The following is a 19,198-nucleotide window of genomic DNA, read 5'->3' on the forward strand; positions in this document are numbered from 1 at the left end:
AAAGCCCAAAGTCTTCTTTGGGCTTTTTATTGTATTGTCTAATCAGGTATCAGTAAGGTTTTAATGCTAGCAGTGAATTATGGATGGTTCGGATTAATAAAATGAATAGTAAACATGTGGACATTTATATAGGAAAACTCAATGATTTTTTAAATCGAAAACAACACGACTTTCCAGACTTTCGTTCATTTAATCATTATAAAAAACAACAAATAAACAGTGTCAGAAATAGACTGATTGCAGAGAAACTACAACTCACTTCAATGGAATTAGAGTTTGCCAAGCATGAACATGGCAAACCTTATTTATTGAATCATACTTTGCATTTTAATCACTCACATAGCCAACAATATTATGCTTTAGCGCTGAGTGAGCGAGTTAAAGATATTGGTATAGATGTTGAAGAGCTTGATCGTAAAGTACGTCTGGATAGTCTGGCACAACATGCTTTTCATCCTGATGAATATGCAACGTGGCAAAGTCTAGAACAAGATAGAGAATATTGGTTTAAAGTCTGGACCACTAAAGAAGCTGTTTTAAAAGCATCAGGCCTTGGTATACGTTTAGATTTAAATACCTTAAACACCCAAGCACATCCTACAAATCAGGGCGGATTATGTTCGCATGAGCTTATTGGGACATTTGCCTACCAAAACTTTGTGTTAGGTAATATGATCTTAACAGTCGCATGGCGTTCAGAGCAATCATGCCGTGGATTCCAGTTTCCTTCTATTCAGATTCATTCACTTGACCGTTAAATCTAAATTACTCTCATAAAAAAACCGCGAATTACGCGGTTTTTTGAGTTTAGGGTAAGCTATAAAATTAAGCTTGACCTTCAACAGCAGCAGCTTGAGCGCGTTGCATGTTTGCTTCGAACTCTGCATCAAAGTTGATTGGAGTAAGAAGTAACTGTGGGAAGCTACCTTTTGTTACTAAGTCGTTTACTGCTTCACGTAAGAACGGGAACAAAATGTTCGGGCAATATGCACCTAAAATGTAAGGTAAACGGTCTTCTTCGATATTATCGATTAAGAAAATACCAGATTGAGTTACATCTACGATGAACGCTGTTTCATTGTCGTTATTGGCTTGAACCACAACTTTTAAAGATACTTCAAAGTGAGTTGGGTCAATCTTTTCAGCAGCTGAAGAAAGATTGATGTTAAGTTCAGGTTGCCATTGTTTAGTGAAAACTTGTGCCCCTGGAACCTCAAAAGAAATATCTTTTGTATAAATACGCTCTAAAGCTAATTGTGGTTGAACTTGTTGTTCTTCGCTCATTGTTTTTTCCTTAATATGGATGCGATGTTAAGCCAATAATTCGTCGAGTTTACCTTCACGCTCTAAAGCATAAAGTTGGTCAAAACCACCGATAAACTGATCATTAATAAAAATTTGTGGAACAGTGCGATGATTTGTACGTTGCATTAATTCAGCACGTACTTCTGGCGCTTCAACAGAAAGATTTACTTCTTTATAAGCAACACCTTTACGCTCAAGTAATTGTTTAGCGCGAACGCAGTACGGGCATACAGAAGTTGAGTAAACAATGACATTTGCTGCCATAACAATTCTCCTTAAGCTTTTGGTTTGCTTTTAACGAGAGGTAAGCCTTGAGCTTTCCAGTTACTGATACCACCATCAAGGCGATAGCTGTCATGGTGAGCGACTTTCTGTAAAGCGCTACCAGCAACTTGCCCTAGGTTGCAAATAAATACCAATGGACGGTCACTTGCTTTTAATTCATCAGCATGACTTGCAATTTGGCTATAAGGAATATTGCGGCTACCACTAATGTGACCTTCGCGGAAGTCTTTGCTATCGCGTAAGTCAATCAAAAGGGCATTTTTCGCTTTCACTAAAATACCAAGCGACTGTGGAGAAATTTTACGACCGTTACGTTGACCTTCAAAAATGAAGAACAATACGATCAAGACTCCGAGTGTACCAAACAAAATGGGGTGATTCCCCATAAACTCTAACCAGCGTTCCACAAGTCACCTAAAAAAATTAAAAACAAAATTGACCTAGAGTATAGCGTATATAGATGGTGATCAAAATCACCACTTCAAGGGCAAATGGGGTAGAAAATTAGTTTTTTTGCTGCGCTTCTTGAATCTCATCGATTAAACGTAAAAAGCTGTCTAGGCGGCGTGGTAAAATTTCACCTGCTTCAACAGCTTGTTTTAAGCCACAGTTCTTTTCATGAGTATGAGTGCAATTACGGAACTGACACGAACCTAAATGTGCTTCGATTTCAGGGAAGCCCATACGAATTTTATCTAAATCGAGATGCCAAAGCCCAAACTCGCGAATTCCCGGTGAATCAATCAAGGCGCCATTTCTACCAAAGTTGATTAAACGAGTAGAAGTCGTGGTGTGCTGTCCAAGTGCTGAGTTTTCAGAAATGATATTGGTTTTTTGTTCAGCATCTGGAATGAGCACATTAATAAGTGAGCTTTTCCCAACCCCTGACTGACCTACAAAAGCTACTGTCTCGCCATCAAGACGCTGGGACAATGCTGAGATGTCACCTTTAGAATGACAAATCATGACTTCATAGCCTAAATTTTCATACTCTTTGAGCATGTCGAGAATCGGATCATTTTCAGTGAGTAAATCTGATTTATTAAGCACTAAAAGAGCTGGAATATTCGCATCTGCACATGCCACTAAGTAGCGGTCAATCAAAGTAGGTGCCGGTTCTGGCAGTGGGGCAAAAACAATAACGATTAAGCTGATATTCGCAGCTACAGGTTTTACTTTGTGATAGCGATCCGGGCGTGTAAGTAAAGATGTACGTGGATGAATTGCGGTAATAATCCCTAAACCTGTATTAGGGTCAGCTTGCCACTTCACTCGGTCACCAGTGACCAGTAATTCAAGGTTTGTACGGGTGTGACAGCGCCAAACGCTATTTAATTCAATCGGTTTCCAAAACGGTTCTGGTTCGCCTTCGGCGACTTGCGGTTTTTCTGGGTGATGATCGGGTACAGAAAGTGCCTGTACTTCAAGTTGACGTCCATAGTGCTGTACAACCAGCCCATCTAGATCTTGTGAAGTATCGACTTCTTCTTGGCGAGTTTTATGCTGTTTTTCAATACGACGTTGCTGTTGCTCAGTTAAACGACGCTTACGAATTAGAGCCATTCATATCCCAAAAAAACCATTGTTTGAAGACCGCAAAAATAGCACGAAGCTGGTATGGAATTACAGCGCAGAAGCAAGAAATTTGCTAATATTGATGTTTTTACGGCACTTTAGAACGTACATTCATGAGCAGTACTTTAAATACACGATTAATTTGGATTGATCTGGAAATGACAGGTTTAGATACCGACAACGACCAGATTATTGAAATTGCAACAATTATTACAGATGATCATTTAAATGTACTTGCCGAAGGTCCGGTTTTGGCTATTCATCAACCTGATCGTATTTTAAATGCAATGGATGAGTGGAATACGCGTCAGCACGGCCAGTCAGGTTTAATTGAACGAGTTCGTCGTAGTAAATTGACCGCTCGTGATGCTGAATTACAGACTTTAGAATTCCTAAAAAAATGGGTAAATCCAAAAGTTTCACCAATGTGTGGTAACTCGATTTGTCAGGATCGCCGTTTCTTACATCGTCTTATGCCTGAACTAGAGCAGTATTTCCACTATCGTAATCTTGACGTATCTACAGTAAAGGAACTCTCAAAACGCTGGCGTCCTGAAATTATGAGTGGTCTGAAAAAAAATGCGTCACATTTGGCGATGGATGACATTCGTGATTCCATTTCTGAGCTTAAGTATTACCGCGAATACTTCTTCATTATGAATACTGACGGTAAAGATTGATTAAGTTATTCAAGTAAGAAGAAAAGGGGGCGAAAGCTCCCTTTTTTATTGTTTAAAGGACATTGTTACAATAATGCCAAGTGGGAATTTGGCTTTCATATTCATTTTGCTTAAAATGATGTTTTAAGTTTATTTATTATAAAAAGAGAGCATTTATGCAAAGTAATAACCCGATACTGACACGCGTTGAAACGGTCAGTGACTATAGTCAACCGATGACCGTGCAAGGTGCGATTCAAAAATCTGTTATGTTGACCATCATTGCTGCTGCAGTGGGTGTCGCTTTATTTTTCTATGCAGCCTTTACTGCAAATGTTGGTATTGCTTATGCGGCTTCAATTGTGGGTGCAATTGGCGGCTTGGTTTTAGCTTTAATTACGACTTTTAAACCAACGACTGCACCAACTTTAGCAATTCCTTATGCTTTATTTGAAGGGGCTTTCTTAGGTGGTATTTCTTTTACTTTCCAGTTGAAATATCCGGGCGTTCCTCTTCAAGCTTTATTGGCAACTTTCGTCACGACTTTGGTGATGTTTGGTCTATATAAGTTTCAAATCATACGCGCAACTGAAAAGTTCAAATCAGTTGTGATCTCTGCATCTTTGGCGATCTTTATTGTATTTATCGTGCAGATGGTGATGCGTTTAGCTTTTGGCTCAAGCATTCCTTATATTTTTGAAAGCAACTGGTTAGGTATTGGTTTTGCTGCTTTTGTTGCAGTGATTGCTTCACTGAACCTAATTTTAGATTTTGATTTGATCGAAACCAATGCAGCATATCGTGCACCAAAATTCATGGAATGGTTGTGTGGTATTGCCTTACTTGCAACTTTAGTATGGATGTATATCTCGTTCTTACGTTTGCTTGGCTTATTATCTGACGACTAAAAATGAGTTGGTAAAAAGTCGCTCCTAAATCGGAGCGATTTTTTTTCGTGCGATTTTTGAAAAAAGATGCATTATGCAATTTCGAAAAACGTTGAATATTGGCATTATGCTGAAAATTGTTTTGAGTGAGATCGGCATGACACAAGGACTTTTAGCAGGTAAACGCTTTTTGATTGCAGGCGTTGCTAGTAAATTATCAATTGCTTATGGTATTGCACAAGCATTACACCGTGAAGGTGCTGAGCTTGCATTTACTTATCCAAACGAAAAATTAAAAAAACGTGTAGATGAGTTTGCTGAGCAATTCGGTTCTAAGCTTGTGTTTCCATGTGATGTTGCCGTTGATGCTGAAATTGATAATGCATTTGCGGAACTTGCAAAACATTGGGACGGCGTAGACGGTGTTGTGCACTCAATCGGCTTTGCACCTGCACACACGCTTGACGGTGACTTCACTGACGTGACTGACCGTGACGGTTTTAAAATTGCTCATGACATTAGTGCATACAGCTTTGTTGCAATGGCACGTGCTGCAAAACCTTTATTACAAGCTCGCCAAGGTTGTTTATTAACTTTGACTTATCAAGGTTCTGAGCGCGTTATGCCTAACTACAACGTAATGGGTATGGCAAAAGCTTCTTTAGAAGCTGGTGTTCGCTATTTAGCATCAAGCCTTGGTGTTGACGGTATCCGTGTAAACGCGATTTCTGCGGGTCCAATCCGTACTTTGGCTGCTTCTGGTATTAAATCTTTCCGTAAAATGCTAGATGCTAACGAAAAAGTTGCACCGTTAAAGCGTAACGTAACCATTGAAGAAGTGGGTAACGCAGCGTTATTCCTATGTTCACCTTGGGCTTCAGGTATTACTGGTGAAATTCTATATGTAGATGCTGGTTTCAATACTGTAGGTATGAGCCAATCTATGATGGATGATGAATAAGTTTTAAAATTTATTCAGACATAAAAAAAGCCGTAGTTGAAGGACTACGGCTTTTTTACTGGGCGCAAGTTATTGCGGCAGTTCTTTTACAGGTGAACCGCCTAATGCCTGCATGAGGGTAACATAAGCGTTGTATTGGCTTTGTTTGGTTTCAACAAGACTCAAGCGCGCAGTACGTGTAGTTTGCTGTGCATCAAGAAGTGTTTTTAACGCAACAGCGCCATAACGGTAGCGGACTTCAGTTAAACGTTCAGTTTTTTCTGCAAGTTCGACATTACGCTCTTGTAACGCTACTTGTTTGTCGAGTTCTGTGCGGCTTGATAACGCGTTTTCTACATCAGCAAAAGCCTGATAAAGCGTTTGGCGATATTGAATAATCGCTTTTTCATAATCTAGGTTGCTAATCGCGATATCTTTTTTCATATCGTTATATTGTAAAAACGGTAGGCTCAAACTCGCCCCAAGCGTAAGGGCAGGGTTACGTAATAACTCCGTTAAAGATGTACTGCTTGAACCTAAACTACTGGTTAAGCTAATTGACGGATAGTAGCTTGCTTTAGTCGCATCTTTAGTTGCCAATGCCTTTCTTAAACGAAGCTCAGCTGCTTGCAAGTCTGGGCGACGTGACAAAATATCCGCTGGTAAACCCGCACCAATAGCAGGCAGCGCTGTACGTGGTAAACGCTGTGGCTCTTGAATATTGAGTTGCTGTACTGGCTCATGCAATAACACAGCAATGGCTGTACGCGTTTCAACAAGCTGTTGCTCAATCTGGCTTAAACTTGCTTTTTGGCTTTGAACAGACTGCTCGGCTTGCGTAAGGTCTAATCCTGAAACTGCACCTGCTTTATACTGAGTTTGAACCAATTGATAAAGCTTTTGTGAAGTGGCTAAGCTTTGCTGCGCAGTTGCATAACGTTCATTTAAATAGCCGAGTTGCCAGTAGAGTTTCGCAGTAGTGGCAATCAGACTTTGACCAGTAGCTTGAAGATCTTGTTCGGTTGCTAACGCTTCCCATTTACTTGCTTCAGTTTGACGAGCAAGCTTGCCAAACAAATCAAGTTCATAGCTCACCCCAGCACTCATTGATAAACCTTTCGCACTGTCATCGCCCGAATTTAAGTCGAAAGAATGCCCTGTAGAAACACTAGAGCTGGTCCGTAAGCCTTGTTTATTCGCGGTTAAATCAGCTTGCAAGCGTGCTTGCTGGAGTGTGATTCCCGCAACAGCCAAATCACTATTGCGCTCTAATACATTAGTTACGAGTTGGTTGAGCTGTGCATCTCCAAACAATGTCCACCAATGGTCAGAATATTGCTCAACCGATGCTGTTTTAGCTTTAGCCTTATCGTACTGAAAACTGCCTGGAACTTGTACAGCTGGTGCTTGGTAAGGTGTTTTTACTACAGCGGCACATCCCACAAGAGAACTAGTGAGGAGAAGTGCTGCGCTAAGTTTAGTCATAGAAAAAGACATGCAATTTTCCTTATTCTCGTGATAGTGCTGCAACAGGGTCAAGTTTTGCTGCATTCTTGGCAGGTAAGAAGCCGAATACGACACCAATCAATGTTGAACACACAAACGCAGCAACAATTGATGTGGTTGAATAGGCGACAGCAAAGTTGCCACCGGCAAACTTATTAATCAGTTGTCCTAAGCCAAGTGATAACAGTACGCCAAGTACACCACCAATCAAACATACTAAAATTGCTTCAATCAGGAACTGCTGCAAAATATCACTTTGTCGAGCACCCACAGCCATACGCACACCAATTTCTTGCGTACGTTCAGTCACCGAAACCAGCATAATATTCATTACCCCGATACCACCAACTACCAGAGAAATTACAGCAATTGCTGATACTAAGAGAGTCATAGTACTTGTGGTTTTCTCAATGGTTTGTCGGATACTGTCACTGTTCATGGTGAAAATATCTTGGGCACCGTGGCGTTGGGTTAATAAGTTAACAATGGCGTTTTCAGCAGCACTGGTCGAGTATTTATCATTAATACGTACGACAATATTACGGACATGCGCTTGCCCTAACATACGGCTCATGACCGTGGTATAAGGCATATATACATTCAGCGTGTCATCCGAACCCATTCCGCTGGTCTGAGGTTCTACAATGCCGATAATACGAGCTGGTACGCTACCCAGTAACACGACTTGCCCGATTGGGTTAGTACCATCGCTAAAGAATTGTTTTTGCGTATTGGTATCAATCACCACATCTTGTGAGCGGTCGCGGACACTTCGTTGATCAAAGGTTTGGCCGTCTTTAAAAACTAGACCTTTTACATCGAAATAATCGTTACTTACGCCGTTAATAGTCGCATTTGCTTCATTTTGTTGATAGCGCATAGTCTTGGATGTACTGACCATCGGGCTGACTGCACTGACATAAGGCTGTGTCATTAATGCATCGGCATCGGCAGGAACTAGCGTTTTAAAATTGGCTGTCTTGGAGTTATCACCAAAACCACGACCTTGGAATACCGTAATTGTGTTGGTGCCTAAACTGCTAATGTTGCTCAAAATCTGTTGTTGAGAGCCATTACCCAGTGCGACCACTGTTACGACAGAGGCAATACCAATAATGATCCCCAGCATGGTTAAGAAAGTACGCATGCGGTGAGCATTCATGGACAGTAAAGCCATTTGAAAGGCTTCGGATAAGCGATCTAGAGTTGATCGCCAAGCCGAAATACTTTTGCCTTTTTTCTGCTTATTTTGTAAAGCAGGTGCTGCATCTGGATCAGATTTAACTTCTTCTAAAGACTGGTCTGGAACGTTAGGACGGTCACTAATAATTTCCCCATCACTAATTTCGATAATACGCGTTGCATTCTTTGCAACTTGCATATCGTGCGTTACCAAAATAATCGTATGACCAGCCGCGTTGAGTTCACGCAAAATTCGCATCACTTCAACGCCGCTATGTGAATCGAGTGCCCCTGTTGGTTCGTCGGCCAAGATTACATCACCGCCATTCATTAAGGCACGTGCAATCGACACACGTTGCTGTTGACCACCTGAAAGCTGACTTGGTCGGTTTTGCGTTTTAGTACCTAAACCTAACTCCGTGAGCAGGGCAGTAGCTCGCTGTTTACGGTCTGCTGGAGTAACACCAGCATAAACAGCTGGAACCTCAACGTTACCTTCAGCTGATAAGTCACCCAGTAAATGATAGCGCTGGAAAATAAAACCAAAATATTCACGGCGTAACTGCGCTAACTGGTCTGGTTCAAGTTTACCGGTTTCTTGACCATTAACCTTATAACTACCACTCGTTGGGCGGTCCAGACAGCCCAAAATATTCATGAGTGTTGATTTACCAGAGCCGGACTGGCCGACAATAGCAACCAGCTCACCCTCATAAATGGTCAGGTCAATGCCTTTTAAAATTTGAATCGTGCTTTCGCCAGCAGGGAATTCCCGGACCAGATTGCTGACTTCAAGCAAAGCTTGTTTTGTCATGCTTACATTCCCATTGGGCCACGGCGGCGGTTATTACCACTGTTTGCAGAAGCTGCAGAGTTTTCTGAACTATCGGCAATTACAACTTGGTCACCTTGTTTTAATCCGGCAAGTACTTGCGCATTTACACGGTTATTAATACCTACCAAAATTTGTGTTGGTTTAGTCGTACCATCTGCTTGTAAAACGCGAACTACACTCAGAGTTGCTTTGCCTTGTTCAATAAGTTGTTTTTGTTCAGGAGTTAAATTTAAGCGTTCTAAACGGGCGCCGTTACCTTGATGCTTGCGTTCTGCACTTGGAGTAGAACTTGCTTTATCTGCTGATTGACCCTGTTTTCTTTGGCCAGAAAATTGTTTGCTACTTAACGCAGAAGATGGAACCAGTAAGGCATTTTTTGCTGAATTTAATACGATATAAACTTGTGCAGTCATATCAATACGTAATTTGCCGTCCGTATTTGGAACATCAAATAAAGCGTTGTAGTAAACAGCTGAGCTGGTTGTTGAACTTGTGGTGCTGTTTGATTCACTAGAGATCGAATCTGGAGCAGGTTCGATTTGACGTAAGGTTGCATAGCGCTTGGTTTCATCACCTAAGGTCGTGAAATAGACCTGCTGACCTTTTTCCACTTTCATAATATCGGCTTCACTCACCTGTGCTTTAATCGTCATATTTTGAAGTTTTGCAATTTTGACGATAGTTGGAGCACTTTGGTTTGCGTTTACCGTTTGACCTTCTTCGGTCACAATCGCAACAACCGTACCATCAGTTGGCGCAACAATACGTGTATAGCCAATATTGGTTTGTGCTGTTGAACGCGTTATTTTTGCAGACTCAATTTGTGCATCTAATGCTTTAACTTGTGCCTGAGCTGTTTTATAAGCAGCTTCAGCCGACTCTAAATCTGCACGAGGTGTTGCATCTTGAGCATACATTTGTTGTTGACGACGATATTCGAGTTGTTTCTCGTTTAAAGAAGCGATTTGCTGAAGACGCTGTGCCTCTAAATTTTTAATATTGGCATCAGATGTTTTTAAACTGTTTTCTTGGGTGGTCGAGTCAATTTGTGCAATAAGTTGACCTTGTTTTACTTGATCACCAAGCTGCACATACATCTTTTTAACCTGACCAGATACCTGAGCACCCACACTAATGAGCTTGGTTGCATCAAGTGTACCGGTTGCAAGTACATTATTCTCAATATCCCCGCGAGTTACCTCTGCTGTAATATATTGAGGCTGCTGTTGTTTAGGCTTTAAGAATTTCCAAGCTAAGACAGCAATAATGGCGATACAGACGACAATAATTACGAGTTTAATTGGCTTTATTTTTGGCATGGCGAGAGGTCGAAAAGTCTAAAATTTAACTTAGTATAAGAGTCAAATGAGGATAAAACGTGAATTTTTATGATATTTCAATAAAGCAGGCAAATGATTTGGCTGCCCTAATGTATAAATAATGTTTTTCCACACAGCTCGGCAATGGCTTGTTGCATTAAATGTTGGGCATTCTCATTTGACATGCCTTTGATTGCGGCATCAATTTGTAAAAGCAGGGCAGACCATCCCAAAAATTGCTGTGGATTGAGTCTTCTTAATGCTTGTTGATATAAGCTAACTTTTGTTTTCCATATACCCAGTTGTAATGCATTATGTGGTTGTTCAAACAACTGCATTAATAAACGCATTTCTTTACTTAATGTCCATAAGATCAAGCTTTCCGGTTCACCGGAACCGATTAAATATTGAAAGATCTTAATGGACTGAGCAAGATTACCTTCTAATAACGCATCGCTTAAATCGTAAGTGGTGTAACGAGACTGATCTTGTAGACACGCATATAACTGTTCAATTTGAATTAGTTTCTGGTCTGGAAAAGTATCTCTTACCCGCATCAAGCTATTTTTAGCAGCGAGCAGGTTATGCTCATGATGCTGCATGAGCCACTGCCAAGCATCATTGTCGAGTTGAATTTCTAACTTCTCAGCCTCAGCGGCTAATATTCGTTGACGATCTTGCGGATAGTTAGCAGTAAGGGCAACCACCACACCGTTCGCTTCAACAACTTGGAAAAAAGCAGATTTTAAGCTGCTACTGTCTTGTTTGGGTAAAACAATTAACAGCAGGTTAGTTTCATTATGCTGGATATAACTTTTTAGCTGTTTTAAACCATTGGCATCGGGCTTGATATTGCCGTGAACTTCAATCGCAAGTTGCTGAGAAAATAAAGATAAGCTGTTCAGTGCATTAAAGACATTTTTCCAGTCACTTACACTACTAATATCGTAGCGCTGTCTTTCAATGTCTTGTTGCTGCCAGCTTTTGCGGAAAGTATCGAGTAAATTTTGTTCTAATAAAGGTTCCTGTCCATGCAGGATCCACGCACCCCGAGCTTCCGGAATGCGTTTGAGGGCTTGTAAATAGTCAAGTTTCATTACTTAAGAAAAGATACGTCTATGGTTGAGCTTTTGGTAAGCGATTGGCTGAAATTTGACGAGTAATTTGCTGTGCAAGGTCATCAATTACAATACGTTGCAAGTAACTCTCTTGCTGGTTCTCAGTGTTGACCGTTGCCAAGTCATATTGATAACTACGAGCTGCGGTTAAAGTACGCGGCTCTGTAATTTTATTACCTTGACGGTCTTCGATTTGGAAAGTTACGGTCAAGCGTAATAACACTTCTGTAAGTTTACCATTTAGAAGCTGACGACGAGGCGTGTATTCTAAAACACGAAGAACATAGGCGTCGTTGTCATTGCTGAGCTGAACACCATTTGCCGTTAAATACACTTTTAATTGTGTTTCAAGGTCATCGGTTTTTGCCGGTAACTCAAGGCTTAATTTTTTATAAACAAGTGGAGTCGCAGTCGGGTTGGTTCCTTTTAAATGGAAACCACACCCGACTAAGCCTGCACTAAGGCCTAAGGTTAAAACAACAGCGGCTAAACGTTGGGCTAAGTGCATGCTTGATCCTCTCATTAATACCTGTAATTAAACCACGAGGTTAACCAATTTGTTTGGAACCACAATCTCTTTTTTGGTTGGTCCTGTTAAGAACTGCTGAACTTCTGGTAATGCTTTCGCTTGAGCTAATAACTCATCTTTAGAAATATCAACAGAAACTTCAAGTTTACCGCGAAGTTTACCATTTACTTGTACAACAATCGTTTGAGTATTGCGGGTTAATGCAGAAGCATCAACTTCAGGGAAAGTTGCTTCTGTTAAGTCCGTACCAAACTGAGCCAATAAAGTCTGACTTAAATGTGGTGCAAATGGAGCAAGTAAAGTTAACAATGTGGTGATTGCTTCACGTTCTACAGCAACGTCATTATCATCTTTTGCTTCAAACTTATTGCTTGCATTTAACAATTCCATCAATGCAGCAATTGCAGTATTGAACGCATGACGACGCTCAATATCATCACTTACTTTTTGAATGGTTTCGTGTGTCTTACGACGTAAATCTTGAGCATCTTTAGACAAGCTTGCTTTATCGATTGCTGTTGCAGAGTTTCCTTTTTCAAGGAAGCTTGCTGCCAGACGCCATACACGTTTCAAGAAACGGTTTGCACCTTCAACACCTGCATCAGACCATTCTAAAGATTGATCTGGTGGTGCAGCAAACATCATAAATACACGAGCTGTATCTGCGCCGTATTGATCAATAATGGCTTGTGGGTCAATACCGTTATTTTTCGACTTGGACATTTTTTCTTGTCCGCCGATAATCACTTCTTGACCATCACCTGAATATTTTGCAGAAATGATGCGACCTTTCTCATCACGTTCTAATTCGATATCAGCAGGGTTGAACCAAGTTTTCTTACCATTTTCTGCTTCACGATAGAAAGTATCTGCAAGCACCATGCCTTGAGTTAACAAGTTGGTAAATGGCTCATTACCTTGTACGACACCTTCATCACGCATTAATTTGTGGAAGAAGCGTGCATAAAGTAAGTGAAGAATCGCGTGTTCAACACCACCGATATATTGGTTTACAGGAAGCCAGTTTTTAGCTGCTTCAGGTTTTACCATACCACCAGTAAAGTCTGGAGATGCATAGCGTGCGTAGTACCAAGATGATTCTACGAATGTGTCCAATGTATCTGTTTCACGGCGTGCATCGCCACCACAGCAAGGACATTTCGTTTCATAGAATTCAGGCATTTTATTTAGTGGATTACCTGAACCATCTGGAACAACGTCAGTTGGTAATACAACCGGAAGTTGATCTTCAGGAACTGTGACTTGACCACAAGTATCACAGTTAATCATTGGAATTGGGCAACCCCAGTAACGTTGACGAGAAACACCCCAGTCACGTAAACGGAATTGAACTTTAGAATTTGCTAAACCTTGTGGTTCTAATTTCGCAAGGAATGCATCGAATGCAGCTTGGAATTCTAGACCGTCAAACTCGCCAGAGTTAACAAGTTTACCTTCTTTAGAGCCGTACCATTCTTGCCACTCGGTAGCAGAGTAGTCTGCATCGTCAGCACCTTTGGCATCAATGACTTGCTTAATTGGCAAGTTGAACTTGTTAGCAAATTCAAAGTCACGTTCGTCATGTGCTGGTACAGCCATCACTGCGCCAGAACCGTAAGACATTAATACGTAGTTCGCAATCCAGACAGGGAGCTCTTCGCCAGTTACAGGGTGTTTTACAAACAAACCTGTTGCCATACCTTTCTTCTCGGCTGTAGCCAAGTCAGCTTCTGCAACTGAACCCATGCGGCATTCTTCAATAAATGCAGCCAATTCAGGGTTATTTTCAGCAGCTTTAAGCGCAAGAGGGTGTTCTGCTGCAACGGCAACGTACGTCACACCCATAAGTGTGTCGGCACGTGTTGTATAAACAGTTAAGCCGTCAGCATAAATTTCAGTATTGGCAGATGGGAAGGTAATTTCCATACCTGTAGAACGACCAATCCAGTTACGCTGCATGGTCAACACTTGTTGAGGCCAGCCGTCTTGTAGAGTGTCTAGGTCGTCTAATAATTCTTGTGCATAGTCCGTAATACGGAAGTAGTACATTGGAATATCGCGTTTTTCAACCAATGCACCTGAACGCCAGCCACGACCATTTTCAACTTGTTCGTTTGCCAAAACTGTTTGGTCAACCGGATCCCAGTTTACTGTTGAAAGTTTACGGTAGATTAAACCTTTTTTATAAAGCTGAACGAACAACCATTGTTCCCAGTGATAGTACTCTGGTGTACACGTTGCAAATTCACGGTCCCAATCTACAGATAGACCTAATTTTTTTAATTGGTCACGCATGTAAGCGATGTTTTCAAATGTCCATTTTGCCGGAGCAACTTTATGGGCAATTGCAGCGTTTTCCGCTGGTAAACCAAATGCATCCCAACCCATAGGTTGTAATACGGTTTCGCCTTTTAAACGGTAAAAACGGCTAATTACATCGCCAATGGTATAGTTACGCACATGACCCATGTGCAGTTTGCCACTTGGGTAAGGGAACATTGACAGGATGTAGCGATGTTTACCTTCGACAGTGTCGGCAACTTTAAAGACTTTACGATTTTCCCAATCTTGTTGGACTGATGGTTCAATCGTGTTTGCTTGATATTCTGGGTCAATGTGAGAAATAGTCATAGACGTAAGCTATACAACGAAAATTGAAATGAAAGATTGCTGCACAGCATAGCGCAAAATAGAGGAAAATGTCAGTTTTTAGAGCAGGATTTTATCTTTTAATCTGCGCTATAAAATTTCCCAATCTATTCTTGTTTATTTTAAATAATTGAAGAGTGGTAAAAATATTCACCACTCTCATTTTAATTATCTTGGTGCCGATACAGACGGGGCAGGTGGGACCGGGACAGCAGGTGCACCTTTTTCCACTGCTACGTTAGTTACTTCTTGCACGACTTTATCTTTATCCTGAGATGGTTGTTCTGAGTTTGATGTTGGATTTTTCAACAATGGTTGACTGCCGTAAGTCGAAACTTTGTTCAAATGTTTTGCGCCTTTAGGTGGTGGCGTCGTGGTGTAATGTGTCGAGCCACTTTGATCTATCCATTTATAATATTGCTGTGCCTGACTTTGACTTGAGCAAAGTAAAATTGCTGTTGTAGCGGCTGTATACAGGCTTGTTTTTAAATAAGATAAATTCATATCAGTTCTTCCCCAATGTAAACTAATTATATTTAAATAAACTTTATAAATAAGCAATTTAGAATGGATCGTTTTATATAAAAATAATGAATTTTTAATAAATAATGAGCTAAGAAGAGTAAATTCACAATTTAATATTAGATTAAAAAAGCAGCAGCTAAATTTTTTTATGGAAAAACCTTTTCTTTATTCTTGACTTTGTATATAGAAACAACAAAAATGCTTTCTCTAGTTTTATATGCATTTACTCGATCACCCTTCGAATAACTGTCATGTTTTGTAATAGACATTCTCTCTAGCCGAGAGATTGATTTTACTAAAGTATGTATATCCAGACATGCTTTATTAATGTTAAAACAGCTTATACGGCTGAAAAACAGAAATTTTTCTATTGCAACGAAAACTAGACAATATGTGTGCTATAACAGTGCAGACAATTCAATGAATGAAACACTATTTATGCCTTCCATAAAATAGTGATATAAGATTTTAGGGTGAATCACGTTGGAACTTTTATCTGGTGGTGAAATGCTCGTTCGCGCTCTTGCGGACGAAGGCGTTGAACATGTTTTTGGTTATCCAGGCGGCGCAGTATTACATATTTATGATGCGCTATTTCAACAAGACAAAATCAATCATTACCTCGTGCGCCATGAGCAAGCTGCTGGTCATATGGCAGATGCCTACTCGCGTGCTACAGGTAAGACTGGCGTAGTACTGGTCACTTCTGGTCCAGGCGCAACCAATACAGTAACTCCAATTGCAACAGCTTATATGGACTCAATCCCAATGGTGGTTTTGTCTGGCCAGGTTGCATCACATCTGATTGGTGAAGACGCTTTCCAGGAAACTGACATGGTTGGTATTTCACGTCCTATCGTGAAACACAGCTTTCAGGTCCGCCACGCAAGTGAAATCCCTGCAATTATTAAAAAAGCATTCTATATCGCATCAAGTGGGCGCCCTGGTCCAGTTGTAGTCGATATTCCTAAAGATGCGACTAACCCTGCAGAAAAGTTTGCATACGAATATCCTGAAAAAGTGAAGATGCGTTCATATCAACCACCTTCACGCGGCCACTCTGGTCAAATTCGTAAAGCAATTGATGAATTACTAACTGCAAAACGTCCTGTTATTTATACAGGCGGTGGTGTCGTACAAGGGAATGCTTCTGCGTTATTAACCGAACTTGCGCATTTACTTGGTTATCCGGTAACTAACACACTTATGGGGTTAGGCGGATTCCCGGGCGATGACCCACAGTTTATTGGCATGTTAGGTATGCACGGTACATATGAAGCCAATATGGCAATGCACCATGCAGACGTAATTTTGGCGATTGGTGCGCGTTTTGATGACCGCGTAACAAATAACCCAGCCAAATTCTGCCCGAACTCAAAAGTGATTCATGTCGATATCGACCCTGCAACCATTTCAAAAACGATTATGGCTCATATTCCGATCGTTGGTGCAGTAGAGCCAGTTCTTCAAGAAATGTTGGCACAGTTAAAACAATTAAATGTGTCTAAACCAAATCCTGAAGCAATTGCAGCTTGGTGGTCTCAAATCAATGAATGGCGCAAAGTTCATGGTTTGAAATATGAAAATCCATCTGATGGCACTATGAAGCCACAGCAGGTTGTTGAAACTTTATATAAAGTGACCAATGGCGATGCCATTATTACTTCTGATGTAGGTCAACATCAGATGTTTGGTGCACTTTATTATAAGTACAAACGTCCTCGCCAATGGATCAACTCAGGTGGTCTTGGCACCATGGGTGTTGGTTTACCTTATGCAATGGCTGCGAAGCTTGCTTTCCCAGACCAGCAAGTTGTTTGTATTACGGGTGAAGCTTCAATTCAGATGTGTATTCAGGAACTTTCAACCTGTAAACAATATGGCTTGAACGTAAAAATCTTGTGCTTGAACAACCGTGCATTAGGTATGGTGAAACAATGGCAAGATATGAACTATGAAGGTCGTCATTCAAGTTCTTATGTTGAGTCATTACCTGACTTTGCCAAGTTAATGGAAGCTTATGGTCATGTAGGCATTCAAATTAATCATGCCGATGAACTTGAATCTAAGCTTGCAGAAGCAATGGCAATCAATGATAAATGCGTATTTATCAACGTTATGGTTGACCGTAGCGAACACGTTTATCCAATGCAGGTTGCAGGTCAATCTATGCGTGATATGTGGATTTCTAAAGGGGAGCGCATTTAATGAGACACATTATTTCTGTACTCGTTGAAAACGAAGCTGGTGCGCTTTCTCGTTTGGTGGGCTTATTCAGTCAACGTAACTACAACATTGAAACACTTAATGTTGCACCAACCGAAGATCCGACATTATCGCGTTTGACGTTAACGACTTATGGCGATGACCATAAGATCGAACAAATTACGAAACAGCTCAACAAGCTTGTTGAGGTGGTAAAAGTAGTTGATTTATCAGAAGGTTCACACATTGAGCGTGAACTCATGCTAATCAAAGTAAAAGCATTAGGTGCTTCACGTGCTGAAATTAAACGCACTGCGGATATTTTCCGTGCGCAAATTGTAGACGTGACACCAACGACCTATACCATTCAAATAGCAGGGACAACTGAAAAATTAGATGGTTTTATCGATGCGCTTGCAGAAAACACCATTCTTGAAGTCGTTCGTTCAGGTGTATCAGGTATCGCCCGTGGCGAAAAAGTTTTAGCCATTTAATTTTTTAAAAAGTATTTTAGCGGAGAACACAAATGCAAATTTTTTACGATAAAGACTGTGACTTATCAATCATCCAAAGCAAGAAAGTTGCGATTATTGGTTACGGTTCTCAAGGTCATGCTCATGCACTTAACCTTAAAGACTCAGGTGTAGACGTAACTGTAGGTTTACGTGCTGGTTCAGCTTCTTGGAAGAAAGCTGAAAACGCTGGTCTTAAAGTTGCTGAAGTCCCAGCAGCAGTTAAGCAAGCTGACCTCGTAATGATTTTGACTCCAGATGAATTCCAATCACAACTTTACCGTGACGTGATTGAGCCAAACATCAAAGAAGGCGCGACTTTAGCATTTGCTCATGGTTTCTCTGTTCTATATAACCAAGTTGTTCCACGTAAAGACTTAGACGTAATCATGGTTGCGCCTAAAGCTCCTGGTCACACTGTACGTTCAGAATTCCAACGTGGTTCAGGTGTTCCTGACCTAATCGCAATTCACCAAGACGCTTCTGGTAATGCACGTAATGTTGCGCTTTCTTACGCTTCTGGCGTAGGTGGTGGCCGTACAGGTATTATCGAAACTTCATTCCGTGAAGAAACTGAAACTGACTTATTCGGTGAGCAAGCAGTTCTTTGTGGTGGTGCAGTTGAACTTGTGAAAATGGGCTTTGAAACTTTGGTTGAAGCTGGTTATGCACCAGAAATGGCTTACTTCGAATGTTTACACGAACTTAAGTTAATCGTTGACTTGATGTTCGAAGGCGGTATCGCTGACATGAACTACTCAGTTTCTAACAATGCTGAGTACGGTGAATACGTAACTGGTCCTGAAGTAATCAATGAACAGTCTCGTGAAGCAATGCGTAATGCATTAAAACGTATTCAATCTGGTGAATACGCGAAGATGTTCATCCAAGAAGGTGCGTTGAACTACCCATCTATGACAGCTCGTCGTCGTCAAAATGCTGCACACGGTATTGAACAAACTGGTGCTAAATTACGTGCGATGATGCCTTGGATTCAAGCGAACAAGATCGTAGACAAAGAGAAAAACTAATTCTCTTTTCTATTGTTTTTAAAAGAACCCTGCTAAATGCAGGGTTTTTTATTTTATTAGCCCCTAAAACAAGTTTAAAAAAACATCATTAAGGTCAATTGACCTAGACTTAAGAAATCCTATATTTTTCATATAA

18 protein-coding genes are annotated in these 19,198 nt (G+C 40.8%); 7 read left to right on the plus strand and 11 right to left on the minus strand.

Features of this window, described 5'->3' with window-relative positions; all coding sequences use genetic code 11:
- Positions 1 to 101 precede the first annotated feature (101 nt).
- Positions 102 to 758 (plus strand): 4'-phosphopantetheinyl transferase family protein, encoded by a 657-nt coding sequence (locus MKL62_RS05765; RefSeq protein WP_005129732.1) that lies wholly within the window; start codon positions 102 to 104, stop codon positions 756 to 758.
- A gap of 67 nt (positions 759 to 825) precedes the next feature.
- Here MKL62_RS05765 and secB read toward each other — a convergent pair whose 3' ends face one another.
- The 4 genes from secB to rsgA form a co-directional block, all read right to left on the minus strand.
- A complete protein-coding gene (gene secB, locus MKL62_RS05770) occupies positions 826 to 1,284 on the minus strand; it encodes a protein-export chaperone SecB (RefSeq protein WP_001288260.1) in 459 nt (152 codons plus the stop codon).
- A gap of 27 nt (positions 1,285 to 1,311) precedes the next feature.
- On the minus strand, positions 1,312 to 1,569 hold the full coding sequence (gene grxC / locus MKL62_RS05775; RefSeq protein WP_000729828.1) for a glutaredoxin 3: 258 nt from the start codon (positions 1,567 to 1,569) through the stop codon (positions 1,312 to 1,314).
- An 11-nt stretch (positions 1,570 to 1,580) separates the two neighbouring features.
- Entirely contained in the window at positions 1,581 to 1,997 is a 417-nt protein-coding gene (locus tag MKL62_RS05780) for a rhodanese-like domain-containing protein (RefSeq protein ID WP_000443006.1), read from the minus strand.
- Between the two features lie 97 nt (positions 1,998 to 2,094).
- Positions 2,095 to 3,153 (minus strand): ribosome small subunit-dependent GTPase A, encoded by a 1,059-nt coding sequence (rsgA, locus tag MKL62_RS05785; protein ID WP_001174001.1) that lies wholly within the window; start codon positions 3,151 to 3,153, stop codon positions 2,095 to 2,097.
- A gap of 125 nt (positions 3,154 to 3,278) precedes the next feature.
- Here rsgA and orn point away from each other — a divergent pair, with 125 nt between their 5' ends.
- The 3 genes from orn to MKL62_RS05800 all read left to right on the plus strand — a co-directional run bounded on the left by orn (position 3,279) and on the right by MKL62_RS05800 (position 5,672).
- Positions 3,279 to 3,845, plus strand: a complete 567-nt coding sequence (gene orn, locus MKL62_RS05790) for an oligoribonuclease (RefSeq protein ID WP_000099436.1) — start codon at positions 3,279 to 3,281, stop codon at positions 3,843 to 3,845.
- A 155-nt stretch (positions 3,846 to 4,000) separates the two neighbouring features.
- Positions 4,001 to 4,732: a Bax inhibitor-1/YccA family protein gene (locus MKL62_RS05795; protein ID WP_001191562.1), complete on the plus strand. Its 732-nt coding sequence runs from the start codon at positions 4,001 to 4,003 to the stop codon at positions 4,730 to 4,732.
- 136 nt (positions 4,733 to 4,868) lie between these two features.
- Positions 4,869 to 5,672, plus strand: coding sequence for an enoyl-ACP reductase FabI (locus MKL62_RS05800; RefSeq protein ID WP_002027450.1), 804 nt, complete (start codon positions 4,869 to 4,871; stop codon positions 5,670 to 5,672).
- 69 nt (positions 5,673 to 5,741) lie between these two features.
- Here the strand turns inward: MKL62_RS05800 and MKL62_RS05805 are convergent, their stop codons facing one another.
- From MKL62_RS05805 to MKL62_RS05835, 7 genes are all read right to left on the minus strand, one after another.
- On the minus strand, positions 5,742 to 7,136 hold the full coding sequence (locus tag MKL62_RS05805) for an efflux transporter outer membrane subunit (RefSeq protein ID WP_161778796.1): 1,395 nt from the start codon (positions 7,134 to 7,136) through the stop codon (positions 5,742 to 5,744).
- A gap of 22 nt (positions 7,137 to 7,158) precedes the next feature.
- Entirely contained in the window at positions 7,159 to 9,153 is a 1,995-nt protein-coding gene (locus MKL62_RS05810) for a MacB family efflux pump subunit (protein WP_000165905.1), read from the minus strand.
- A 2-nt stretch (positions 9,154 to 9,155) separates the two neighbouring features.
- On the minus strand, positions 9,156 to 10,493 hold the full coding sequence (locus tag MKL62_RS05815; protein WP_001124211.1) for a MacA family efflux pump subunit: 1,338 nt from the start codon (positions 10,491 to 10,493) through the stop codon (positions 9,156 to 9,158).
- Positions 10,494 to 10,600: 107 nt separating this feature from the next.
- Entirely contained in the window at positions 10,601 to 11,590 is a 990-nt protein-coding gene (gene holA, locus MKL62_RS05820) for a DNA polymerase III subunit delta (RefSeq protein WP_000762831.1), read from the minus strand.
- A 19-nt stretch (positions 11,591 to 11,609) separates the two neighbouring features.
- Positions 11,610 to 12,119, minus strand: a complete 510-nt coding sequence (locus tag MKL62_RS05825; RefSeq protein WP_000549819.1) for an LPS-assembly lipoprotein LptE — start codon at positions 12,117 to 12,119, stop codon at positions 11,610 to 11,612.
- Between the two features lie 27 nt (positions 12,120 to 12,146).
- On the minus strand, positions 12,147 to 14,771 hold the full coding sequence (leuS, locus tag MKL62_RS05830) for a leucine--tRNA ligase (protein WP_005129726.1): 2,625 nt from the start codon (positions 14,769 to 14,771) through the stop codon (positions 12,147 to 12,149).
- Between the two features lie 186 nt (positions 14,772 to 14,957).
- Positions 14,958 to 15,293: a DUF4124 domain-containing protein gene (locus MKL62_RS05835; protein WP_001054464.1), complete on the minus strand. Its 336-nt coding sequence runs from the start codon at positions 15,291 to 15,293 to the stop codon at positions 14,958 to 14,960.
- Positions 15,294 to 15,797: 504 nt separating this feature from the next.
- Here MKL62_RS05835 and MKL62_RS05840 point away from each other — a divergent pair.
- Genes MKL62_RS05840 through ilvC form a run of 3 tightly spaced genes read left to right on the plus strand, consistent with a single transcriptional unit; the run spans position 15,798 to position 19,062 of the window.
- Positions 15,798 to 17,522, plus strand: a complete 1,725-nt coding sequence (locus MKL62_RS05840; protein ID WP_000422094.1) for an acetolactate synthase 3 large subunit — start codon at positions 15,798 to 15,800, stop codon at positions 17,520 to 17,522.
- On the plus strand, positions 17,522 to 18,013 hold the full coding sequence (gene ilvN / locus MKL62_RS05845) for an acetolactate synthase small subunit (RefSeq protein WP_001215920.1): 492 nt from the start codon (positions 17,522 to 17,524) through the stop codon (positions 18,011 to 18,013). Before MKL62_RS05840 ends, ilvN begins: the two co-directional genes overlap by 1 nt.
- A 32-nt stretch (positions 18,014 to 18,045) precedes the next feature.
- Positions 18,046 to 19,062, plus strand: coding sequence for a ketol-acid reductoisomerase (gene ilvC / locus MKL62_RS05850; protein ID WP_001165443.1), 1,017 nt, complete (start codon positions 18,046 to 18,048; stop codon positions 19,060 to 19,062).
- Positions 19,063 to 19,198 lie beyond the last annotated feature (136 nt).

Source organism: Acinetobacter sp. AOR01_HL, from assembly GCF_027855455.1.
Classification (GTDB): Bacteria; Pseudomonadota; Gammaproteobacteria; order Pseudomonadales; family Moraxellaceae; genus Acinetobacter; species Acinetobacter baumannii.